Annotated in this window: 17 protein-coding genes; 6 read left to right on the plus strand and 11 right to left on the minus strand. The window is 60.0% G+C overall.

What is annotated here, in order from left to right:
- Positions 1–15 precede the first annotated feature (15 nt).
- From ACTJKS_RS01830 to yaaA, 6 genes are all read right to left on the minus strand, one after another.
- On the minus strand, positions 16–1,497 hold the full coding sequence (locus tag ACTJKS_RS01830; RefSeq protein WP_098967298.1) for an alginate export family protein: 1,482 nt from the start codon (positions 1,495–1,497) through the stop codon (positions 16–18).
- Entirely contained in the window at positions 1,494–2,996 is a 1,503-nt protein-coding gene (gene algK / locus ACTJKS_RS01835; protein WP_198758439.1) for an alginate biosynthesis TPR repeat lipoprotein AlgK, read from the minus strand. Before algK ends, ACTJKS_RS01830 begins: the two co-directional genes overlap by 4 nt.
- Positions 2,997–3,011: 15 nt before the next feature.
- Positions 3,012–4,181 (minus strand): alginate biosynthesis protein Alg44, encoded by a 1,170-nt coding sequence (locus ACTJKS_RS01840; protein WP_047292670.1) that lies wholly within the window; start codon positions 4,179–4,181, stop codon positions 3,012–3,014.
- A gap of 35 nt (positions 4,182–4,216) precedes the next feature.
- Positions 4,217–5,698, minus strand: coding sequence for a mannuronan synthase (gene alg8 / locus ACTJKS_RS01845; RefSeq protein WP_411157853.1), 1,482 nt, complete (start codon positions 5,696–5,698; stop codon positions 4,217–4,219).
- A 196-nt stretch (positions 5,699–5,894) separates the two neighbouring features.
- Complete coding sequence (locus ACTJKS_RS01850) at positions 5,895–7,211, minus strand: nucleotide sugar dehydrogenase (RefSeq protein ID WP_007965217.1); 1,317 nt, start codon at positions 7,209–7,211, stop codon at positions 5,895–5,897.
- 811 nt (positions 7,212–8,022) lie between these two features.
- A complete protein-coding gene (yaaA, locus tag ACTJKS_RS01855; protein ID WP_262947988.1) occupies positions 8,023–8,802 on the minus strand; it encodes a peroxide stress protein YaaA in 780 nt (259 codons plus the stop codon).
- A 298-nt stretch (positions 8,803–9,100) separates the two neighbouring features.
- Here yaaA and ACTJKS_RS01860 point away from each other — a divergent pair, with 298 nt between their 5' ends.
- From ACTJKS_RS01860 to ACTJKS_RS01885, 6 genes are all read left to right on the plus strand, one after another.
- Complete coding sequence (locus ACTJKS_RS01860) at positions 9,101–10,177, plus strand: polysaccharide deacetylase family protein (protein ID WP_411157855.1); 1,077 nt, start codon at positions 9,101–9,103, stop codon at positions 10,175–10,177.
- Between the two features lie 337 nt (positions 10,178–10,514).
- Positions 10,515–11,909, plus strand: a complete 1,395-nt coding sequence (locus tag ACTJKS_RS01865) for a PhoH family protein (protein WP_041064814.1) — start codon at positions 10,515–10,517, stop codon at positions 11,907–11,909.
- A 249-nt stretch (positions 11,910–12,158) separates the two neighbouring features.
- Entirely contained in the window at positions 12,159–12,632 is a 474-nt protein-coding gene (moaC, locus tag ACTJKS_RS01870; RefSeq protein ID WP_008080206.1) for a cyclic pyranopterin monophosphate synthase MoaC, read from the plus strand.
- On the plus strand, positions 12,629–12,871 hold the full coding sequence (moaD, locus tag ACTJKS_RS01875; protein ID WP_108181749.1) for a molybdopterin converting factor subunit 1: 243 nt from the start codon (positions 12,629–12,631) through the stop codon (positions 12,869–12,871). The genes moaC and moaD overlap by 4 nt, the downstream gene beginning before the upstream one ends.
- 3 nt (positions 12,872–12,874) lie before the next feature.
- Entirely contained in the window at positions 12,875–13,327 is a 453-nt protein-coding gene (gene moaE, locus ACTJKS_RS01880) for a molybdopterin synthase catalytic subunit MoaE (RefSeq protein WP_108181750.1), read from the plus strand.
- Between the two features lie 270 nt (positions 13,328–13,597).
- The gene (locus ACTJKS_RS01885; RefSeq protein ID WP_262947986.1) at positions 13,598–14,374 is read left to right on the plus strand and encodes an ABC transporter substrate-binding protein; all 777 of its coding nucleotides are present in this window, start codon (positions 13,598–13,600) and stop codon (positions 14,372–14,374) included.
- Positions 14,375–14,498: 124 nt separating this feature from the next.
- Here the strand turns inward: ACTJKS_RS01885 and ACTJKS_RS01890 are convergent, their stop codons facing one another.
- The 5 genes from ACTJKS_RS01890 to ACTJKS_RS01910 all read right to left on the minus strand — a co-directional run bounded on the left by ACTJKS_RS01890 (position 14,499) and on the right by ACTJKS_RS01910 (position 19,787).
- Positions 14,499–15,125 carry a helix-turn-helix transcriptional regulator gene (locus tag ACTJKS_RS01890; RefSeq protein ID WP_047292678.1) on the minus strand — a complete coding sequence of 209 codons (627 nt, stop codon included), beginning with the start codon at positions 15,123–15,125 and terminating at the stop codon, positions 14,499–14,501.
- Positions 15,126–15,217: 92 nt separating this feature from the next.
- Positions 15,218–16,345 (minus strand): NAD(P)/FAD-dependent oxidoreductase, encoded by a 1,128-nt coding sequence (locus ACTJKS_RS01895; RefSeq protein WP_262947985.1) that lies wholly within the window; start codon positions 16,343–16,345, stop codon positions 15,218–15,220.
- A gap of 135 nt (positions 16,346–16,480) precedes the next feature.
- Positions 16,481–17,425, minus strand: a complete 945-nt coding sequence (locus ACTJKS_RS01900; protein WP_047292681.1) for an ornithine cyclodeaminase family protein — start codon at positions 17,423–17,425, stop codon at positions 16,481–16,483.
- 136 nt (positions 17,426–17,561) lie between these two features.
- Positions 17,562–19,034, minus strand: coding sequence for an ATP-dependent RNA helicase RhlB (gene rhlB / locus ACTJKS_RS01905; protein ID WP_047292683.1), 1,473 nt, complete (start codon positions 19,032–19,034; stop codon positions 17,562–17,564).
- Positions 19,035–19,130: 96 nt separating this feature from the next.
- The gene (locus ACTJKS_RS01910) at positions 19,131–19,787 is read right to left on the minus strand and encodes an alpha/beta hydrolase (RefSeq protein ID WP_262947983.1); all 657 of its coding nucleotides are present in this window, start codon (positions 19,785–19,787) and stop codon (positions 19,131–19,133) included.
- Positions 19,788–19,906 lie beyond the last annotated feature (119 nt).

A 19,906-nucleotide genomic window follows, 5' to 3' on the forward strand; every position in this document is an offset into this window, starting at 1 on the left:
CCTTGGCGGTTTGCATCAGAAGCGCCAGATCACGTCGATGAACGCGCGGTGCATGTACGAATCGACCTGGCTGCCATAAGCATCACCCGGCTTGAACACACCGCCACGGAAACGCACCAGCGCCGACGGTTCGTCGATCGATTGGCTCAGGGCTGCCGGCAGCAAGCCTTGCTTGAAGTACTTGGTCACCACCAGGTCCATTTCCTGACCCAGGTCCTTGTTGCCATCCTGCAGTGGCAGCGAGGTGCTGGAGAGGATTGCGCCGGTGACGTCGTCGGTGTTGTTTTCCACGGCGTTGATGCCGTTGCTGCCCACCGGCTTGTTGCCGTCCACGCGCCAGAACTTGTGGTAGATCACGCTGGCGTCGTACTGGTCGTTGAGCATCCACGAACCGAACAGGGTGGCGGTCTGCATGTTGTTCATTTCGCCACGGAACGCTTCGCCGAAACGGTGCACCCGCGAACGGGTGCCGGTGTAGTTGGAGCGGTTGCTTTCCAGACCGTTCTGCTGGTAATCGGCGCTGGCGCGGGCGTAGGCCGCACCGACCTGCCATTGCGGATCAAGGCGCAAACGCACGCCAAGGTCGGTGGCCCAGCCGTTGATGTCATCACTGCGCTTGGCTTGCGCCGGACGACTGCCATCGGCGTTCAGCGGGTTGACCGAATCGAGGTCGCCGCTCATGCCGGTGATGCTGCCCCAGTAGTTGACGGTGTTGGTGTTGCGCCAGTTGTAGGCGTCGCTGTCGGCCGTCAGGCCGAGCCAGCTGATGTCACCGTTCTGGGTTTTGTCGAGGGTGTCGCGGGGCACGCCCGGTTCGGCGTAGTCGAGCTTGCCGTTATCGTGGGTGTGGTGACCGCGAATGCCGACCCAGTTACCCGGGGTCCACTGGTAAGCAGCATCAGCGTAAGCGTGCAGGCGATCCTTGTCTTTCGGCGCCAGCTCCTTGAGGTCGGTGCGGTATTCGCTGAAGCGTTCGGCGACACCGACGTTTGCGCGCAACAGGGTGGTGTCGAAGGTCCAGTTCAGCGCTTCGATGTTGGTGTCACGCCATTGGCCATCGTCATTGCGCAGACGCTGGCGACCGAACTTGAGCATCTCGCCGGGGTACGGCGTCAGGCCGCTGTAGCCGACCCAGAATTCGCGCATCGCCAGGTAGTTTTTCTTGGTCTTGCGGTCGCTGTTGTCGGTGGTTTGTTCACCGTCGGACTGCTGCAGGGTGTCGGTCTCGATGATGTCGGTCGAGGTCACGGCCTGGCCCATGGCGTAGGCGCTCCACGCGCCGCTTTCGCCGTAGACCCACGGACGCAGGTCCAGGCCCACACCGTTGACGTCGCCGCCGCTGGCGGTGCCGAGGTCGCGGTCGTCTTCGGACTGGCCGGTGATTTTCACTTCCAGACCGAAGTTCTTGGTTTCAGTGATCGCGGCCAGTGTCGGGCAAGACCAGATCAGCGCGAACGTGAGGCCAATGCCGGCCTTCACAAAGGGATTCAACTTCATAGGGATTCCTCGCCGTCTTCTTCTTGCAGGGCGTGCAGTTGCAGCGTGTTCTGGTTCAGGGCGCCACGGCTGGCCTGTTCCTGTTGCAGCAGGCGCTGGGCTTCGGCCAGACGCTCGGGCGGCAATTGCGCGGCCAGGGTGGTCGCCAGTTCATCGGCTTGCGGGGTGTTCTGCGCCTTGGCCAATTGGCTGAATACATAGGCGTTGAGCGGGTCGGGCTTGGTGCCCTTGCCTTGGGAAAACAGTTGGGCGATGGCGAAGTCGGCGCTGTTCTGGCCGTTGCGCGCAGCGGTCAGCAGGTGGTCGAGAGCCTTCTGCGGATAGACCTTGCCCAGGTAACCACGGCGATAGATCTGGCCGAGGTAGTAGTCAGCGGCGACTTCGCGGCCGACGGCTTTCTGGAAGTGTTCTTCGGCGACTTTCGCGTCGGCCGGCACCAGTTTGCCTTCGTAGTAGAGCTTGCCCAGCAACAGTTCGGCGCGCGGCTGGTCGGCGGCGCGGCCGTTGTCCAGGTACTTCATCATCTGATCGACGTCGCCCAGTTCCGGGAAGTCGTAGAGCAGCTGCGCGAGGCTCACCCACGATGCCGGGTAGCCCGGGGCGATCGGTTCGAGCAGCGACTGCGCGGTCTTCTCGTCGGTCTTGCCGAGGGTCGAATCGGCCAGCACGCGGGCCACCGAATCGACGCGCTGCGCGCTGACCGTGCCGCGGCTGTAACCGGCCTGCATCTGCTTGAGCAGCGCGGCCTGTTGCTCCGGCTGGGCCCGTTTTTGATAGACCGTGGCCAGTTCGACGTAGCAGATGTCGGTGGTGTTGAGCGCGGCCTTGCAGATCTTTTCCACGTCATCCAGATGCTGGTCGTAAGTGCCTTGGGTGCGATACAGCAACACCTGCGCCAGACCCGCTTCCGGGTAACCGGATTTGCGCCACTGATCGATCTGCTGCTGCGCGTTGATATTCGGGAAGCTGTGCGGGAATTGCAGGTACAGCATCGCCAGCGGGATCAACGTGTTGCCTTCGCCGTTGGCGGCGGCTTTTTTCAGCAGGCTTTCAGCTTCGTGGTGCTCGGCTTCGGTGGAACCGGGCTTGGCCACCAGCAGGCGACCGAGACGGGCCTGGGCCCGTGGCGACACGTCGGCGGCGGCGCGGTAGGTCGCTTCGGCCTGTTTGATCTGCTCGGGGTCGCGGCTGTCGACCTGGATATCGGCGAGACCGACTTGCGCCTCGCTGTAACCCAGATCCGCCAGCGCACGGTAGTTCTGCGCGGCAGTGGCAGTGTCGCCGCGCTTTAGCGCTTCGTTGGCCAGGCGCTGGTCGGGCAGGCCGGCGCAACCGGCGAGGCTGACGGCCAGTGCCAGCGAGCACACCATCAAACCCATGTGGGAGCGAGCCTGCTCGCGAAGCAGTCGACTCGGTACTTCAGACAAACCGCGCTGATCCTTTCGCGAGCAGGCTCGCTCCCACAGGTTCGGCGGTGTGTTCAAGATAGGAGTAGTCACAGGCATGTCCTCGACTTAAAGACCGGCAGCCATGGCTTTGTCGATCAGCCAGTTCAGGTTCGGGCCACGGTCGCTGTTCACTTCCACCGGACGGCCGGCGAAGCTGCTGTCCAGCGGCTCGTCCGGCTGGATCTGCACGCGAATGTCGGAGGACAGGTCGGCGCTTTTCAGGCTGGTGCTGCTGACGATCTTGCCGGTGCGGGTCTGGTCTTCGCCGGCGATCTGGAAGCTCACTGGCGTACCCGGACGCACGTCGCCGAACTGGCGATAGGAGAAGCGCGCATCGACGGTGGCCTGGGTGTTGCGCGGTACCAGGGTGAAAATCACGTCGCCTTTGCTTGCGTATTGACCGTCAGCCACCAGTTGCTGCGCCACGGTGCAATCGCACGGCGAGGTCAGGGTGCCGGTCATCTGCTTGCCGAACAGTTCTTCCACCTTGGCCGGTTGCAACTGGTCTTCGTCGAGATGGCCTTTGAGCACATCGAGCATGCTGGTGCTGAAGGTCGCCAGCGGGGCGCCTTTGGCGGCGACGCCGTCGGACTTGACCAGGCTCTGCACGGTGCCGTCACGCGGCATGGTGATGTTCATTCCCGGTACGCTGACCAGACCGGCCTGCGCATGGCTGACGAAGTACATGCCGTACACCGACTTGAAGACGAAACCGAACGCCACCAGGCCGATGGCGAATACCCCGGCGCTGAAGGTCACCGCTTTCAGACGCCCGAACGGGGTCATGCCGCTGCCGCCGTCCTTGACCTTGCGCGCCTTGGTGAAGTTGTCGCGCTGCAGCGTCGCCAGCACTTCACCCATGCTGACGATGTCGCCGGCCAGGTGCGACGTGATCAGGTGACGCAGGGTCGAGATGTCTTGCGGTTCGAGGTTCTGGAACTGGCAACCAACGCGGCCGCTCTGGCGGTCGTAGGAGCGCACTTGCAGTTCGACGTCCATGGCCAGGCCGAGGTTGTCGATCACGAATTGCAGGCGTGCCTTGTACACGTCGCCGGTCTTGAGCGGCAGTTGTCCGGCGTTGAACGCCAGACCACCGGCTGACAGGTCCAGGACCCGCGCCTCGACCGGCGTCCGGTCCGGGCCGAAGAAGCGCAGTTTGGCCGGGATTTTCACTCGGGCGTGCTGACGCTGGGCTTCGGATTCATGCACTACGTTGGCGTTGACGGCGGTATTCATGGGGGCGATTTCCTTGTTAATTCAATAGGGGCAGGTCAGACCATCATCAGCAGCACGGCGACGAAAATGCTGCCGGCGGAGAAGGTCATGGTCCGAGACGACCAGGTGTTGAACCAACGTTGAAAGCTGGCGAGATCACGGGTCAGGGAAGTGGGTTGGCGCGTCCAGGATTGCTGGTCGAGGCGGAAGAACACGTAGATCTTCACCAGCGCACCGACGATCTGGTTGTAATACAGAATCACGGGATAGGCCGGGCCGATCCGGTGACCGGAGCACGACAGCAGCAAGGTCAGAATCAGGCGCGTGATGCCGATCCACAGCAGGTAGGCGAGGATGAATGCACCGCCGTACTTGAAGCTGGCGATGATCGCCACGGTCAGGCCCAGCAGCGAGGTCCACATCGAAACACGCTGGTCGAACAGCACCACCGAAGTGAAGGCGCCGAGGCGTTTCACACCCAGGCCCAGCGCTCGCGAGTTCTGGCGCAGGTTGTTGCCGTACCAGCGGAACATCAGTTTGCGGCTGGCCTTGATGAAGCTCTTTTCCGGCGGGTGTTCAACGGTGTTGATCGCGGCGTCCGGCACGTAAAAGGTGTCGTAACCCAGACGCATCAGGCTGAACCAGCTCGATTTGTCGTCGCCGGTGAGAAACTTGAAACGGCCCAGGCGCCAGTGTTGCAGCGAGTCGCTTTCGACGTCGGCGATGAATTCCGGATCGGTCACCACAGTGGCGCGGAACACCGACATACGCCCGGTCATGGTCAGCACGCGCTTGGACAGGGCCATCGAGCACATGTTGATGTGGCGCTGAGCGAAACGCAGCTTGTGCCATTCGCTCATGATGTAGCCGCCGCGCACTTCGCAGAACTCGTTGGTGGTCAGGCCGCCGACGTTGCCGAACAGCTGGAACCACGGCACGGTCTTGCTCACGGTGCCTTCGCCGAGCACGGTGTCGCCGTCGATCACGGCCACCACGGCACGGTCGTCTGGCAGGTGACGGGAGATTGCGCGGAAACCGTAGGCCAGGCCATCGCGCTTGCCGGTGCCGGGAATGCGCACGAAGTCGAGCTTCACGCGGTCTGGCGGATTCATCCGCGCCCACAGCGCCTTGACCAGCAGCTCATCGGACATTTCGACGATCGAGCAGACCACGGTGGTCGGCAGTTCGCAGTCGATGGCTTCGCGGATCACCGAGCTGTAGACCTGCGCGGTGGTGAGCGCGTCGATACGGAAACTGGTGACCATCAGAAACACATGCGACGGGTCCGCCGCTTTACCCAGCTTGCGCACTTTGCGGCGCAGGTGCGGGTAAACGATGTAGAGAAAAATCATGCCGCGCACAAAGTGCGTTGCACCCATCGAGTAGCGCCAGATACCCACGGCGCCAATCAGGAAAATGAAGTCCTTCGACTCGGAGTCGAATGTGGACGTGGGCAGCATCAAGGCCAGGCCCATCAACAAACTGAGGTAAAACAGCCAACCGGCGGCCTGAAGTAGGCCGTGCTTTAGCCTGTGCATAATCTGCATCCGTCTCTATCTCGGGCGAGCCTGTCGGGTGGCCCGGTGGGGTTAAGGCAGGCATACAAAAACTTGCAAGGACATGTAGGAGCTGCCGAAGGCTGCGATCTTTTGATCTTTGCGGGTTCACTCAAGACTCAAGTGGCCGGGGTAAAGATCGCAGCCTCGTTTCACTCGTCAGCTCCTACAGGGCTGTTTACCAGCAGATACCTTCAGTGCGAGTACCTGGATTGGTGGCTTTGGCCATGAAGCCGACCAGGTCGATGACCTGTTTGCCCTGCGGTGCTTCCTGGGCCAGCGAGCGGAACTTCTCGTCGCGGTTGCCGAGGATGATCACGTCGGAGTTGTCGATCACCGAATCGAAGTCCGAATTGAGCAGGGACGACACGTGCGGGATCTTCGACTCGATGTAGTCCTTGTTCGCGCCGTGAACACGGGCGTACTCGACGTTGCTGTCGTAGATGCTCAGGTCGTAACCCTTGCCGATCAGCATTTCGGCCAGTTCCACCAGCGGACTTTCGCGCAGGTCGTCGGTACCGGCCTTGAAGCTCAGGCCGAGCAGGGCGACTTTGCGTTTGTCGTGGCTTTCAACGATGTCGAAGGCGTTCTGCACTTGCGATTCGTTACTGCGCATCAGCGAGTTGAGCAACGGTGCTTCGACGTCAAGCGAACCTGCACGGTAGGTCAGGGCGCGCACGTCTTTGGGCAGGCACGAACCACCGAAGGCGAAGCCCGGGCGCATGTAGTACTGGGACAGGTTGAGCGTCTTGTCCTGGCAGACCACGTCCATCACTTCACGGCCATCGACGCCGACCGCTTTGGCGATGTTGCCGATCTCGTTGGCGAAGGTGACCTTGGTTGCGTGCCAGACGTTGCAGGTGTACTTGATCATCTCGGCGACCGCGATGTCCTTGCGGATGATCGGTGCGTCGAGTTCTTCGTACAGCGATTGCAGAACGTCGCCCGAGGCCTTGTCGAACTCGCCGATGACGGTCATCGGTGGCAGGTCGTAGTCCTTGATCGCGGTGGATTCACGCAGGAATTCCGGGTTGACCGCGACGCCGAAGTCGACACCGGCCTTCTTGCCCGAGCAGTCTTCGAGGATCGGGATCACCACGTTGGCGACGGTGCCCGGCAGCACGGTGCTGCGTACCACGATGGTGTGGCGGGTGGTTTTTTCACGCAGTACGAAACCGATCTCGCGGCACACCGCCTCGATGTAGTTCAGTTCCAGGTCGCCGTTCTTCTTGCTCGGTGTACCGACGCAGATCATCGACAGGTCGGTGTCACGAATTGCCTCGGCGAAGTTGGTTGTACCGCGCAGACGACCGGTCTCGATACCCTGGGCCAGAAGTTCGCCCAGACCGGGTTCAACAATCGGCGACTTGCCGGCGTTGATCATGTCGATCTTGTCTTTGGCAACATCGACGCCAACCACGTCATGGCCCCGTGCAGACAGGCAACCGGCACATACTGCGCCAACGTAACCCAAACCAAATATGCTGATGCGCATCGCAAATACCTCTGTGTTTTATCAAGCCATTAGATGGCCGGAGTTAATGGTGTTCAGCGGTCATAGTGCACTCGAAAGTGCGGCATACAGGCGCCACAATGCCGTGTGCAGGCATACTAAGTTCCGAGTGTCTAAATAAGTGCACTCAAGATGTGCGCAACTAGGCCTTAGTTGTTATGACTTGCCCTGTTATGCAGCGGATCTTCTTGCTGGAAGACTCTTGTGCATGTGTTCAGTCCACCTGATGTCGGACGAAAGGCCCGTAGATCAAGCGGTTGGGTGCTCAGGCGAGCACAATTACAGGGGCGCAGCCTTGGCCTTGTAGAGGATGTTTATGGTGCGTATCACCTATCCATCGTTAGTTGATCAGATGAGTGAACCATCTAGGCAAGTTGCTATGACAACTTGGTTACATGGTTCTCCGCTCTGCGTAAGTTATCTCGTACAAACTCGGCGAGAATCGTTACCGGTGGTATGAGCTATGCATTTGGACATAGTTCCTACCCGCTCATCGCGAAATCTGAAATTTTTTGAAATATTGACACAGATGGCACTGGTCTCAAATTGATAGCACTTTCGATTTGGGCCTTTATTAATCGGTGCGCAATCGAGCTAGATAGTTTTGTGCCACTACCGTAAAAAAAATTACGTGCCACTACTGAAAAAAAGTGCGGCTGTCGAGTGAAACTAAAATTAGAATTGGGTGGGACGATTTTATGGCGCCAATAAAACGGCGAAATGTGGCGGGGGATTTTTGACGTCGTGCGAGCTGCACGACTCTTTACAGAAAGAGTCGTGCAATGGGCATGCTTTATTCCGGGGCGTGGTCGCGCAGAAACACCAGATTGTCCGGTTTCGATTGCTCGGCGCTGTAGCGATAACCCTGCACATCGAACTGCTTGAGCAGGGCAGGATCGTTGATTTTTTCCTGAATCACGAAACGGCTCATCAGGCCGCGGGCCTTCTTCGCGTAGAAGCTGATGATCTTGTACTGGCCGTTCTTCAGGTCCTTGAAGTCGGTGTTGATGATCCGCGCGTGCAGGGCGCTGCGTTTGACCGCCGAAAAGTACTCGTTGGAGGCCAGGTTCAGCAGCACGTCGTCGCCTTGTTCGGCGAGCGCTTCGTTGAGCCATTCGCTGATGCGGGTGCCCCAGAACGCGTACAGGTCCTTGCCACGGGCGTTGGTCAGTTTTGTGCCCATTTCCAGACGATACGGCTGCATCAGGTCCAGCGGACGCAGCAGGCCATAGAGACCGGAGAGCATGCGCAAGTGCTTTTGCGCATAGTCGAACTGAGCTTCGCTGAACGATTGCGCGTCGAGGCCGGTGTACACGTCACCCTTGAACGCGAGCAGCGCCTGCTTGGCGTTTTCCGGGGTGAAGGCGGGCGTCCAGCTGCCGAAACGCGCGGCGTTGAGGCCACCAATCTTGTCGGACACGTGCATCAGTTCGCTGATTTGCGCCGGGCTCAGTTCGCGCAGTTGCTGGATCAGCTCCTGGGAATGGTCGAGGTATTGCGGCTGGGTGAAGCGCTGGGTCGCCGGCGGTGTTTCGTAATCGAGGGTCTTGGCGGGGGAAATCACCATCAGCATGAAGTCGTCTCCTTTGATCGTGGGGGCGATTCTAGGGGGTTGGCCGGGTTGACTCCAGCTATCAAGCCCATAGGTGATCGATGGTGTGCTGGAAAAGATCGCAGCCTTCGGCAGCTCCTACAGGTTACGGTCGATTGTTGGCTGCCTTTGTAGGAGCTGCCGAAGGCTGCGATCTTTTGATTTTTCTTTTGATCGTCCTGCGATCACCCGCGATATAGTGCCGCGCGGGTTTGGTTATGGAGACACCCCTTTGCGCATTGTTCTTTTATTCACCGCGTGGCTGCTGAGCTGCGGGGCCATGGCGGCACCGGGCGATGTGGCGACGCTGGATCGCAGCACCTGGCCGGAGCAACTGAGCAGCCCGACGCTGTTCGACGTCGCCTCGCGCGCGGAAATCCTCATGTTCGCCCGGGGCCTGCTCGGCACCGAAGCGCTGGACGAGGCCGCGCTGGCCCAGCGCCTGGGGCTGCGCACGGTCAACGTCGACGCGATCAGCCACCTGCGTCAGCGGCTTTGGGAACGTCTGTTGGCCAACTACAACTTCGCCCAGCAGAGCTGCGATCAGGATGCCTCGTTCTGCTTCCTCGTCGAAGACCTGCCGACCCTGCGCGAGCAGGCCGCCAAGTTCGTGGTCAGCGACGACAGTTATTACACCAAATGGGCCGAACCGAGCCGGTTGTTTCATCTGCAGTACCTGGACGAGCTGATGCGCAAGGCCGCGCTGTCGCCGCAGACCAGCAGTGAAATCGATCGTTTCGGCGACTATGAACGCAGCGGCGACGAGATGCATGACCGGCTGTTTCTGCTGAGTTTCGACAGCGCTGCAAACCTGCAGCCGGACAACACCGACTGGATCGCCGACTACCTGCGCAGAGCCAATCTCAGCGGCACGTTCTTCCTGTTGGGTAAGGACGTGCAGGCGCGACTGGCGGATCGCTCGGTGAGCAATCTGCAATCGGAGTTCTCGAAACAGTGTGTCGGCGTGCAGGGTTGGGAGTTCCGTTCCCACAGTTATTGGCAGGACTGGCAGGACTCGGTGCGCCGCAGCAGTGACTTGGTGAAGAACAAGTTGCCGGAAAACTACGTGCCGCTGTTCCGTCCGCCGGAGGGGCAGCGTCGCTCTGATGCCGGCAGTTTCTTGCGCAATCAGGGCCTGCAAGTGGCGCTGTGGGACATCGATGCCCAGGATGGTGCCGGCAAGCTGAAGGGCGCGCAGAGCGCGCAGCGAGTGCTGACCCTGATGCTGCTATGGCGTCACGGGGTGATCAATTTCAACATGAAACAGGATGCGGTGAAGACCGCGTTGCCGTGGCTGATCACGCAAACTGCGCAAAGCGGCATCGGCTTTGAGGATTGTCAGGACGGGTTTCGCTGAAAAACGAAAAAAGCCCGGAAACATTGGGCTTTAGGTGATTTTTTTTAAGAATTCGATGCTGGCGGACTTCCGACTTTAGCGGGGTCTGAACGGTCCGCCAAGGGCTTTTCGTCACTCTGCAAAATAAACTTAAAAAAACCGTCAAAGTGCTTTTTTATGTCATGGGTTTTGGAGTATTACGAAGACAGACCGCCGAAACCTGCAACACAGGTGGCGTCTTCCAAGACTCCTTTTGTGTGCAGTTCATCCAGGCCCTCGTGGATGAATTCGGCAGTCACTTCGAGGCGCAGCACCGCCCAGGTATTGCGTCGAATGGCTCCCACAAAGGTGACCGAGTATGGATGATCACGGACGTAGCCCTTCTTCCAACCAGCCAATCCTTTATGTACTCGATACCAACGTATTGATTCACGATCCAAATGCCCTGCTGAATTTCGAAGAACACCACGTCGCGATCCCGATGACTGTGCTTGAGGAGCTGGACAAGCTCAAGAGCGGCCATCACAGCGTTGCTGCCGAATGCCGCCAGGCGATCCGCCTGATCGACAAGACCCTGGGCGATGCCTCCCCCGAGGACGTCGAGCTGGGGGTGCCGATCCAGCGCGGCAAGGGCGGGCCGAAAGGCTTGCTGTCAATTCTGATGAGCAAACAGGCCGAATCGAACCTGATTCTGCCCGAGCACCTGAACGACAACAAAATCATCAACCAGTTGATCGACCTGCACACCCGTGATCCGCAGAAGGCGGTGGTACTGGTCACCAAAGACATCAACATGCGCCTCAAGGCACGCGCCTGCGGCATCGATGCCGAGGATTACAGCACCGACCAACTGGTCGACGACGTGTCCCTGCTGCCCAACGGCTACCACAACATGACCGGCTCCTTCTGGGACCGCGTGAGCAAGGTCGATACCCGTCAGGATCATGGCCGCACCTGGCATCAGGTGCAGTTGATCGACAACCTGCCTGCGGTGCACATCAATGAGTTCATCATTGACGAACAAGGCTTTGTCGGCTGGATCAAGGAAATCCAGGAAGACAAGCTGCTGATCCTCGACCTGCACCAGGAACCGCTGCTGCACCAGGAAGCCTGGGGCCTCAAACCACGGGACATCTATCAGAGTCTGGCGCTCTACGCGCTGCTGGATCCGGACATTCATCTGGTCAACCTGTCGGGTGCGGCAGGTTCCGGTAAAACCATTCTGGCGCTGGCCGCGGCGATCGAGCAGACCATGGTCAGCAAGCGCTATCGCCGCATCATCGCGACCCGCAGCGTGCAGGGCCTGGACCAGGAAATCGGCTTCCTGCCCGGCACCGAAGCGGAAAAAATGGAGCCTTGGCTGGGCGCCATCACCGACAACCTCGAAGCCTTGCACATGGATGATGAAAACACCCATGGCAGCGTCGATTACATCCTCAGCAAAGTGCCGTTGCAGTTCAAATCGCTCAACTACATTCGCGGTCGCAGCTTCCAGCAGAGCCTGATTCTGATCGACGAATGCCAGAACCTTACGCCGCACCAGATGAAAACCATCATCACCCGGGCCGGCGCCGGTTCCAAAGTGGTGTGCCTGGGCAACCTGGCACAGATCGACACCCCTTACCTGTCCGCGACCAGCTCCGGGCTGACCTACCTGACCGAACGCTTCAAGGATTTCCCCAATGGGGTGCACATCACCCTGCAGGGCGTGCCACGCTCGATTCTGGCCGAATACGCCGAATCGCATTTGTAACCCTTCCAACAAAACCGGGCGGCCCAAAATCCGCCCGGTTTTTTATGCCTGAACCACAAATCCCTTGATTGATGCACCACTGATCCGATGTAGGAGCTGCCGAAGGCTGCGATCTTTTGATCCTGCTTTAAAAATCAAAGTCAAAAGATCGCAGCCTGCGGCAGCTCCTACACAAAGAGCGTCATATTCGTGGATGCGGAAATTTGACCCACAGGTTTACAATCCCTGCTCCTGATCAGGAGTAATCCCGTGCTGACTCATCTCGATTCCCAAGGTCGCGCCAACATGGTCGACGTCACCGAAAAAGCCGTGACATTCCGTGAGGCGACCGCCCAGGCGCTGGTGCGCATGCTGCCCGAAACCCTGCAGATGATCGTCAGCGGCGGCCACCCCAAGGGTGACGTGTTTGCCGTCGCTCGGATTGCCGGCATTCAGGCCGCGAAGAAAACCAGTGATCTGATCCCGTTGTGCCATCCGCTGATGCTCACCGGTGTCAAGGTCGAACTCAGTGCAGAAGGCGAAGACAGCGTGCGCATCGTCGCCCGCTGCAAGCTCTCCGGGCAGACCGGCGTGGAGATGGAAGCACTGACCGCTGCCAGCGTTGCCGCGCTGACCATCTACGATATGTGCAAGGCCGTGGATCGGGGCATGACCATCGAAAGCGTGCGTTTGCTGGAAAAGGTCGGCGGCAAGAGCGGGCATTTTCAGGCGGAGCAACCATGAAACTGACGGTTAAATTCTTTGCGCGTTATCGTGAAGCGCTGGGCGTGGACTCGGTCAAGGTCGAAGGCGATTTCGCCACGGTCGACGATGTCCGTGCGCTGCTCGCGCAACGCGATGGCGCCGAGGTCTTGAGCGAGCAGAACCTGATGTGCGCGCGCAACGAAGACCTGTGCCAGCTCGACGAGCCGGTGAGCGACGGCGACGAAGTGGCGTTTTTTCCCACCGTGACCGGAGGCTGACGGATGGCGATTCGTGTGCAGTCCACGGCGTTCGATCCCGGCGCTGAAGTCAACGCGATGCACGCGGCGAATGTCGGTGTCGGCGCGGTGGTGAGTTTTGTCGGCTACGTGCGCGACTTCAATGACGGGCTGGATGTGGCCGGGATGTTCCTCGAACACTATCCGGGCATGACCGAAAAAGCCCTTGGCAAGATCGCCGTCGAGGCCGAGCTGCGCTGGCCGCTGCTGAAGCTGGAACTGCTGCACCGCATCGGCGCGCTGGAGCCGGGCGAGCCGATTGTGTTTGTCGGCGCGGCCAGCGCCCATCGCCAGGCGGCATTCGACGCCTGCGCCTTTGTCATGGACTACCTGAAAACCCGCGCGCCGTTCTGGAAAAAAGAGAACACCCGCGACGGCCCGCGCTGGGTCGAAGGGCGTGACAGTGATCATGCTGCGGCGGATCGCTGGAAGAAGTAATTACTGCATCGCCCTCTAGTCAGTCATCGCTGGCAAGCCAGCTCCCACAGTGTTTTGTGTCATGTACATATTCATGTACACCACTGAACCCTGTGGGAGCTGGCTTGCCAGCGATGAGGCCATCCGCAACACCAAATACCTTTCTTCAGCTAATTGACGATTTGTACGTGCGAGTCCAATATGGATTTATAAGTACAAAAAAAGGCATTCCCCTTTCCAGCTCTTTTCTTCTGTCTTGCCAAACCAACAACAACCCGCGAGAGAACGAACATGAAGAAACTCCCCCTCATCACCGGTCTGGCCCTGAGCCTGTTGGCGTGCACCCATTCGTTTGCTGCGGAGAAAACCCTGCGCATCGGCATTGAGGCCGCTTATCCACCGTTCGCCTCGAAAACCGACAAGGGCGAGATCGTCGGTTTCGACTACGACATCGGCAACGCCCTGTGCGCGCAGATGAAGGTCAAGTGTGTGTGGGTCGAGGGTGAGTTCGATGGCCTGATCCCTTCGCTGAAAGTGAAGAAAATCGACATGGCGCTGTCGTCGATGACCATCAACGAAGACCGCAAGAAGTCGGTGGATTTCACCCACAAGTACTACTTCACTTCGTCGCGGCTGGTGATGAAGGAAGGCGCCACGGTCGACGACCAATACGCCAGCCTCAAGGGCAAGACCGTCGGTGTGCAGCGCGCGACCACCACCGATCGTTATGCCACCGAGGTGTTCGAGCCCAAGGGCATCATCGTCAAGCGCTATGGCAATAACGAAGAAATCTACATGGACCTGGCAGCAGGGCGGCTCGATGCGATTTTTGCCGACACCATTCCGCTGACCGACTTCCTGTCGATGCCACGCGGCAAGGGTTACGCGTTTGTCGGGCCGGAACTGAAGGATCCGAAGTACGTGGGCGAGGGCGCGGGGATTGCGGTGCGCAAGGGCAATACCGAGCTGGTCAGCGAGTTGAATACGGCCATCGACGGGATTCGTGCGAGTGGCGAATATCAGAAGATTTCCGAGAAATATTTCAAGTCCGATATCTACGGCGACTGACAGTCCGCTATCGCTGGCAAGCCAGCTCCCACAGTGACCGAGTCGTGCACAGATTTTGTGTACACCAAAAAAACTGTGGGAGCTGGCTTGCCAGCGATGGGGCCGGAACTGCCAATGCAGATCTTCAGCCCTTCAATTCCTTCAAATGCTTGTACACCGTCGCCCGCCCCATGTTCAGCACGTTGGCCACATAGTTCGAGGCGCTCTTGCCCTTGAACGCGCCTTCGGCGTGCAGCGCCAGCACCAGTTCGCGCTTGTGATCGCGGGTCAGCAGATTCAGGCTCAGCTGGCGCTCGCGCAGCCAGGCGTGGAGGAAGGTGTTGATGCGTTCCTGCCAGTCATCGCGAAACAGTGAATCCGGCTGCGGGATCAGTTTGCTCGGCGACAGGAACAGGTCCAGCGCAGCCTTGGCATTCTCGAACAACGAAATATTCAGGTTGATGCACAGCACCGCCAGTGGCCGCTCTTCGCTGTCGCGCAGCACGGTGCTCAGGCTGCGTATCTTCTGGCCGTCCCAATTGAGCTTTTCGTACGGACCGATGTTGCGCTCACTGACCTCCTCGCTGAGCATGTCTTCAAGCGATGAATCGTCGCCGATCTCGCGTTTGGACAAGTTGTTGGCGATGTAGTCGACCTTCTGCGTGCGCAAGTCGTGCAGCACCACTTCGGCGTGGGGAAAGAACAGCGTGGCGATGGCGTCGGCGATGGCGCGGAAATTATCCAGTGCCGGATCGAATTCGGGGGCGGTCATGTTTGTGGAGCTCCAGGCGGCGTCAACGCCCCCGTGCACGGGGGCGCTGCGAGTGTGCCGCAATCCGTTGGGCGCGTCATCCGCCAAGGGGTTCAGCCGAGCCTTGCGAGGGAGAGCATGGCGCTGCTCAGGCCGAACTGCTGCAGATGTTCAGGCAAGGCTTCACCGCGTACCAATGCCGCACTGGCCTGGCCCATGGCCGGTGAGGTCTGAATACCGTAACCGCCTTGGGCCGCGACCCAGAACAGCCCGGGCACCTGCGGATCGAAACCGCTGAGCAGATCACCGTCGGCGACAAAGCTGCGCAAACCGGCCCAGGTGCGGGTCGGACGGCGGATGGTCAGGGTCGTGGCTTCTTCGATCTGGTAGATGCCCATGGCGATGTCCAGCTCTTCCGGCTGCACGTCGTGGGGTTCGACCGGGTCGGCGTTGGCCGGCGAGCCGAGGAACATCCCGGCGTCGGGCTTCATATAGAACGACTCATCGAGGCTGACCAGCATCGGCCAGTGATGAATGTCCACGCCCTCGGGACCGGCGAAAATGAACGCCGCGCGGCGCTTGGGTTGCAGGCCCAGCGCTTGGGCACCGGCCAGTGCGCCGATCTGGTCGGCCCAGGCGCCGGCGGCGTTGATGATGACCGGCGCGCTGAAGGTCTGACCGTTGGTCTGCACTTGCCACTGGCCGTCAGTGTCACGACGCAGGCCCAGCACTTCGCAATCGGTGTGCACCTGGCCGTTGTTGCGGCGGATACCGCGCAGGTAGCCCTGATGCAGGGCGTCGGTGTCGATGTCGCTGGCGGTCGGGTCGTAGATCGCGCCGTGGACTTTTTCCCGACGCAGTATTGGCAGGCGAGCGCAGGCTTCATCGGCGCTGAGCAGTTGCATTTCCGGCACCGTGGCTTTGGCACTGAGGTACTGGTTGTTCAGCTCGGCGGCATCACCGGTGAAATCCACGGTCATTTCGCCGCGTGGCGTGAGCAATGGGTGCTCGCAAAAGCCGCTCGGCGGATGGTCGAAGAACGCACGGCTGGCCAGTGTCAACGCCCGCACCTGCGGCGTGCCGTAGGCGGCGGTATAGAGCGCCGCGGAACGTCCGGTGGAGTGATAGGCCGGGTGTGATTCGCGTTCGAGCACGATCACTTTGGCGTGGCGCGACAGCCAGAAACCGGTGGAAGCGCCGGCAATCCCGCCGCCGATGATGATGAAATCTGCCTGGCTCATGAAATCTCCCAATTTATCTGGAATCCTGTAGGAGCTGACGAGTGAAACGAGGCTGCGATCTTTTGATCTTGTCTTTTGAAAATCAAAAGATCGCAGCCTCGTTTCACTCGTCAGCTCCTACAAGGGATCGAGGTGTCAGTGCTTGAGGTGATAAATAGCATTGGCCAGCGCAATGTCTTCCAGGCCCAGGCCGATTGAACGGAAGAACACGTGACGGTCGTAACCGGGGCGCTGCACTTTCTCGCTGAGCAGATCGGCCAGGTCGCCGATGATCAAATCCTTGTTCCAGCCATGCTGCTCGGCGGCGATCAGCATTTCACCCGCCGAGCCCGGCGTGGTCAGCCGATAGTCGCAGAACACCTGCATGTCGCCCAGAGTCTTTGGCGGTACTTCATGGGCGCGGGGGGCGTTGGTGCTGATCGAGGTGATCAGTGCCGGTTTGCTCAAGCTGGCCGGGTCGATGACCGGACCGGGAGATGACGTGCAGAGCATGATCACGTCGGCCTCGGCGAGGGCGGCTGCGCGGCTGTCGGCAATGTTCAACCCGGGGTAGATCTCTTTCAGCAGCGCCCGGGTTTCAGCGTCTTCAGACAGGCTCGGTGAGTACACGCTGATGCGCTGCCAGTCGCGCAGCCCTTTCACGTAATGCAGATGCGCCTGGGCAACCTTGCCGCTGCCGATGATCGCCAGTCGTGTGGCATTCAGCGGGGCGAGGGCATCGACAGCAACGGCGGTGGTCGCAGCGGTGCGTGCGGTGGTCAGTTCGCCGGCGTCGCACAGCAGCAGTGGCTGGCCGGTTTGCATCGACATCAACAGTGTCCACGCCGTCACCAGCGGCCCTTGTTCGCGGACGATGTACGGCGAGGTCTTGACCCCGTACACACCGTCCTCGGCCAGCACGCCCAGGTAGTTGATAAAGTCGCCGGCGCCCTGCGGGAACTCCACCAGTTGCTGCGCGGGTTGTACGGCGTGGCCGGCGGCAAGGTCGCGAAACAGTTTGCGCAGGATCTGCGGCACGTCAATGCGCGCCAGCAGCTCGCGGGCCTGGGTGTGGTCGATCACGTAGGGTGTACTGGACATGTCAGGCTCCGCGGTCTGGATATAAACTCAATTGTCCATTATGGACTTTTAGTTATCTATCGCAAGCGCCTGGTGAAAACGTCGGGCAAAAAAAAGCGCAGTCCGTTGCCGGCTGCGCTTTTTGCTTTCGGGTCGTTTACTGCGGCTGCGGACGCTTGCGTTCGACTGCGCGCAGCAGGTGCGTCGGCGGTGTTTCGCAGCTGATCTTGCGACCGAGCTTCTCTTCGATCGACGGCAACTGGTACGAGTCGTCCTCACCGGCGAAGCTGATCGACACGCCATCGGCGCCGGCGCGACCGGTACGGCCGATGCGGTGCACGTAATCGTCCGGGACTTCCGGGAGGGTGAAGTTGATCACGTGGCTGATGCCGTCGATGTGGATGCCACGACCGGCGACATCGGTGGCCACCAGCACGCGAATCTTGCCTTCGCGGAAGCCTTCCAGGGTCTTGATGCGCTTGTGCTGCGGCACGTCGCCGGACAGTTGCGCAGCGTTGATGCCGTCACGTACCAGACGCTCTTCGATGCGGCGCACTTCGTCCTTGCGGTTGGCGAAGACGATCACGCGCTCCCAGCCGTTGTCGTTGACCAGGTTGAACAGCAATTTGTACTTGTCCGCACCGGCTACCGCGTAGATGTGCTGCTCGACGTTTTCGTTGGCCACGTTGGTGACTTCGATTTCGACGATTGCCGGATCGGTGGTCCATTGCTTGGCCAGGTTCATCACGTCTTCGGTGAAGGTCGCGGAGAACAGCAGGGTCTGACGCTCGGACTTCGGCGGGGTCTGGCGAATGATCTGCCGCACTTGCGGGATGAAGCCCATGTCGAGCATGCGGTCGGCTTCGTCCAGCACCATCACTTCGACCATGTCCAGGTGCACGTCGCCGCGCTGGTTGAAGTCGAGCAGACGGCCCGGAGTGGCGACGAGAATGTCGCAGTGGCGCGCTTCGAGGTGCTTGAGCTGTTTGTCGAAGTCCATGCCGCCAACGAACGTCATGACGTTGAGGCCGGTGTACTTGGTCAGGTCGGCAGCATCCTTGGCGATCTGCACCACCAGCTCACGGGTCGGCGCGATGATCAGTGCACGGGGTTCGCCCATGTAGCGTTCTTTCGGCGGCGGGGTCTGCAACAGCTGGGTGATGATCGAGATCAGGAACGCGGCGGTCTTGCCGGTACCGGTCTGCGCGCGGCCGATGGCGTCTTTGCCGGCGAGGGTGAAACCCAGCACCTGCGCCTGAATCGGCGTGCAGTACGGAAAGCCCAGGTCCTGGATGGCGTGCATCAGTTCCGGAGCGAGTTTGAAATCGTGGAAGCGGGTTTTGCCTTCCTGGGGTTCGACGACGAAATCTTCGAGTTTCCAGGGAATGACCGGTGCCTTGGGCTTCGGTTCGCGGCGCGGACGGGCCGGTTTCGGCGCTTCGGCGCGGGCAGGTTCGGCGGCGCTGGCAGGTTTCGGCTCGGGCTTGGGTGTCGCTACCGGAGCCGGACGTTCAACCTTGGGCGCTTCACTGCGAGGGCCGGGGGCGTGCGACGGCGCACTGGGGACTGGCGCGAGCTGCTCAGCCTCGCTTTTACCGAACATTTTCTTGAGTGCTTTGAGCACGGTCATCTCATCAATTGGTTAAGGAATGTACGCCGGCCAGTGTAATGCAAGAAGCGGGCTCGGCGTAGTGGGATGATCAAAGGGACGTTCGAACTGAAACGATCAACGCAGGTGTTCACCCAGCCAGACCCCGATGTCGCGAATTTCTTCGGGTAACACTTCGTGCTCCATTGGGTATTCCTGCCATGTCACGGTGACACCATGCTTCACCAAATGCTCATAGGCGCTGCGCCCCATCGAGTTCTGCACCACGCCGTCGAATTGACCGTGCAGGCACAGCGCTGGAATGCGCTGCTGACTGGCTGAAAGCTCCATCTCGTCAGTGAAGGTCGGGGCATAGGTGGACAGGGCGAGTACACCACCCAACGGGCCTTGCCACTTTATATAAGCGGTGTGCAGCACAACGGCGCCACCCTGGGAAAACCCGGCGAGAAAAATCCGCGAGGCGTCTATTCCGCTGGCGCGCTCCTTTTCGATCAATTCGATGATGCGATCCGCCGACGCTTCCAACTGCTCACGGTCAATAGACCGCGCCGGACTCATTGCTTTTATGTCGTACCAGCTCGGCATCGCGTAACCGCCGTTGATGGTGACGGGCAGGGTTGGCGCTTGCGGTAATACGAAGCGCGTACTCAGCAGGCTTTCCTGCAGCGCTTCAGCCACTGGCAGGAAGTCATAGCGATCCGCGCCGAGACCGTGCAGCCAGATCACACAGGCGTCTGCGGGCTTTTCGGGTTGAAGAATCAGGGGCTCGTGCATGGCTGCTCCAAAAATGTGCGGGCGCTCTCAATAAGTGCGTGATTTGCGTGCGCGCCCGGTCGATCCGTTAAGAAGATGTCGCAAGGCTACAAGTTTTGCTATTGACCTGTCGCGCAACC

The organism is Pseudomonas sp. 22189 (genome assembly GCF_052045635.1).
Classification (GTDB): Bacteria; Pseudomonadota; Gammaproteobacteria; order Pseudomonadales; family Pseudomonadaceae; genus Aquipseudomonas; species Aquipseudomonas parakoreensis.

Coding starts and splice junctions, on each gene's coding strand:
- moaE (WP_108181750.1), top strand. CDS start 12,875: ATGGCGATTCGTGTGCAGTCCACGGCGTTCGATCCCGGCGCTGAAGTC.
- alg8 (WP_411157853.1), bottom strand. CDS start 5,698: ATGCACAGGCTAAAGCACGGCCTACTTCAGGCCGCCGGTTGGCTGTTT.
- ACTJKS_RS01890 (WP_047292678.1), bottom strand. CDS start 15,125: ATGACCGCCCCCGAATTCGATCCGGCACTGGATAATTTCCGCGCCATC.
- ACTJKS_RS01895 (WP_262947985.1), bottom strand. CDS start 16,345: ATGAGCCAGGCAGATTTCATCATCATCGGCGGCGGGATTGCCGGCGCT.
- ACTJKS_RS01885 (WP_262947986.1), top strand. CDS start 13,598: ATGAAGAAACTCCCCCTCATCACCGGTCTGGCCCTGAGCCTGTTGGCG.
- ACTJKS_RS01860 (WP_411157855.1), top strand. CDS start 9,101: ATGGCGGCACCGGGCGATGTGGCGACGCTGGATCGCAGCACCTGGCCG.
- ACTJKS_RS01830 (WP_098967298.1), bottom strand. CDS start 1,497: ATGAAGTTGAATCCCTTTGTGAAGGCCGGCATTGGCCTCACGTTCGCG.
- moaD (WP_108181749.1), top strand. CDS start 12,629: ATGAAACTGACGGTTAAATTCTTTGCGCGTTATCGTGAAGCGCTGGGC.
- ACTJKS_RS01840 (WP_047292670.1), bottom strand. CDS start 4,181: ATGAATACCGCCGTCAACGCCAACGTAGTGCATGAATCCGAAGCCCAG.
- rhlB (WP_047292683.1), bottom strand. CDS start 19,034: ATGACCGTGCTCAAAGCACTCAAGAAAATGTTCGGTAAAAGCGAGGCT.
- ACTJKS_RS01850 (WP_007965217.1), bottom strand. CDS start 7,211: ATGCGCATCAGCATATTTGGTTTGGGTTACGTTGGCGCAGTATGTGCC.
- ACTJKS_RS01900 (WP_047292681.1), bottom strand. CDS start 17,425: ATGTCCAGTACACCCTACGTGATCGACCACACCCAGGCCCGCGAGCTG.
- yaaA (WP_262947988.1), bottom strand. CDS start 8,802: ATGCTGATGGTGATTTCCCCCGCCAAGACCCTCGATTACGAAACACCG.
- ACTJKS_RS01910 (WP_262947983.1), bottom strand. CDS start 19,787: ATGCACGAGCCCCTGATTCTTCAACCCGAAAAGCCCGCAGACGCCTGT.
- ACTJKS_RS01865 (WP_041064814.1), top strand. CDS start 10,515: ATGGATGATCACGGACGTAGCCCTTCTTCCAACCAGCCAATCCTTTAT.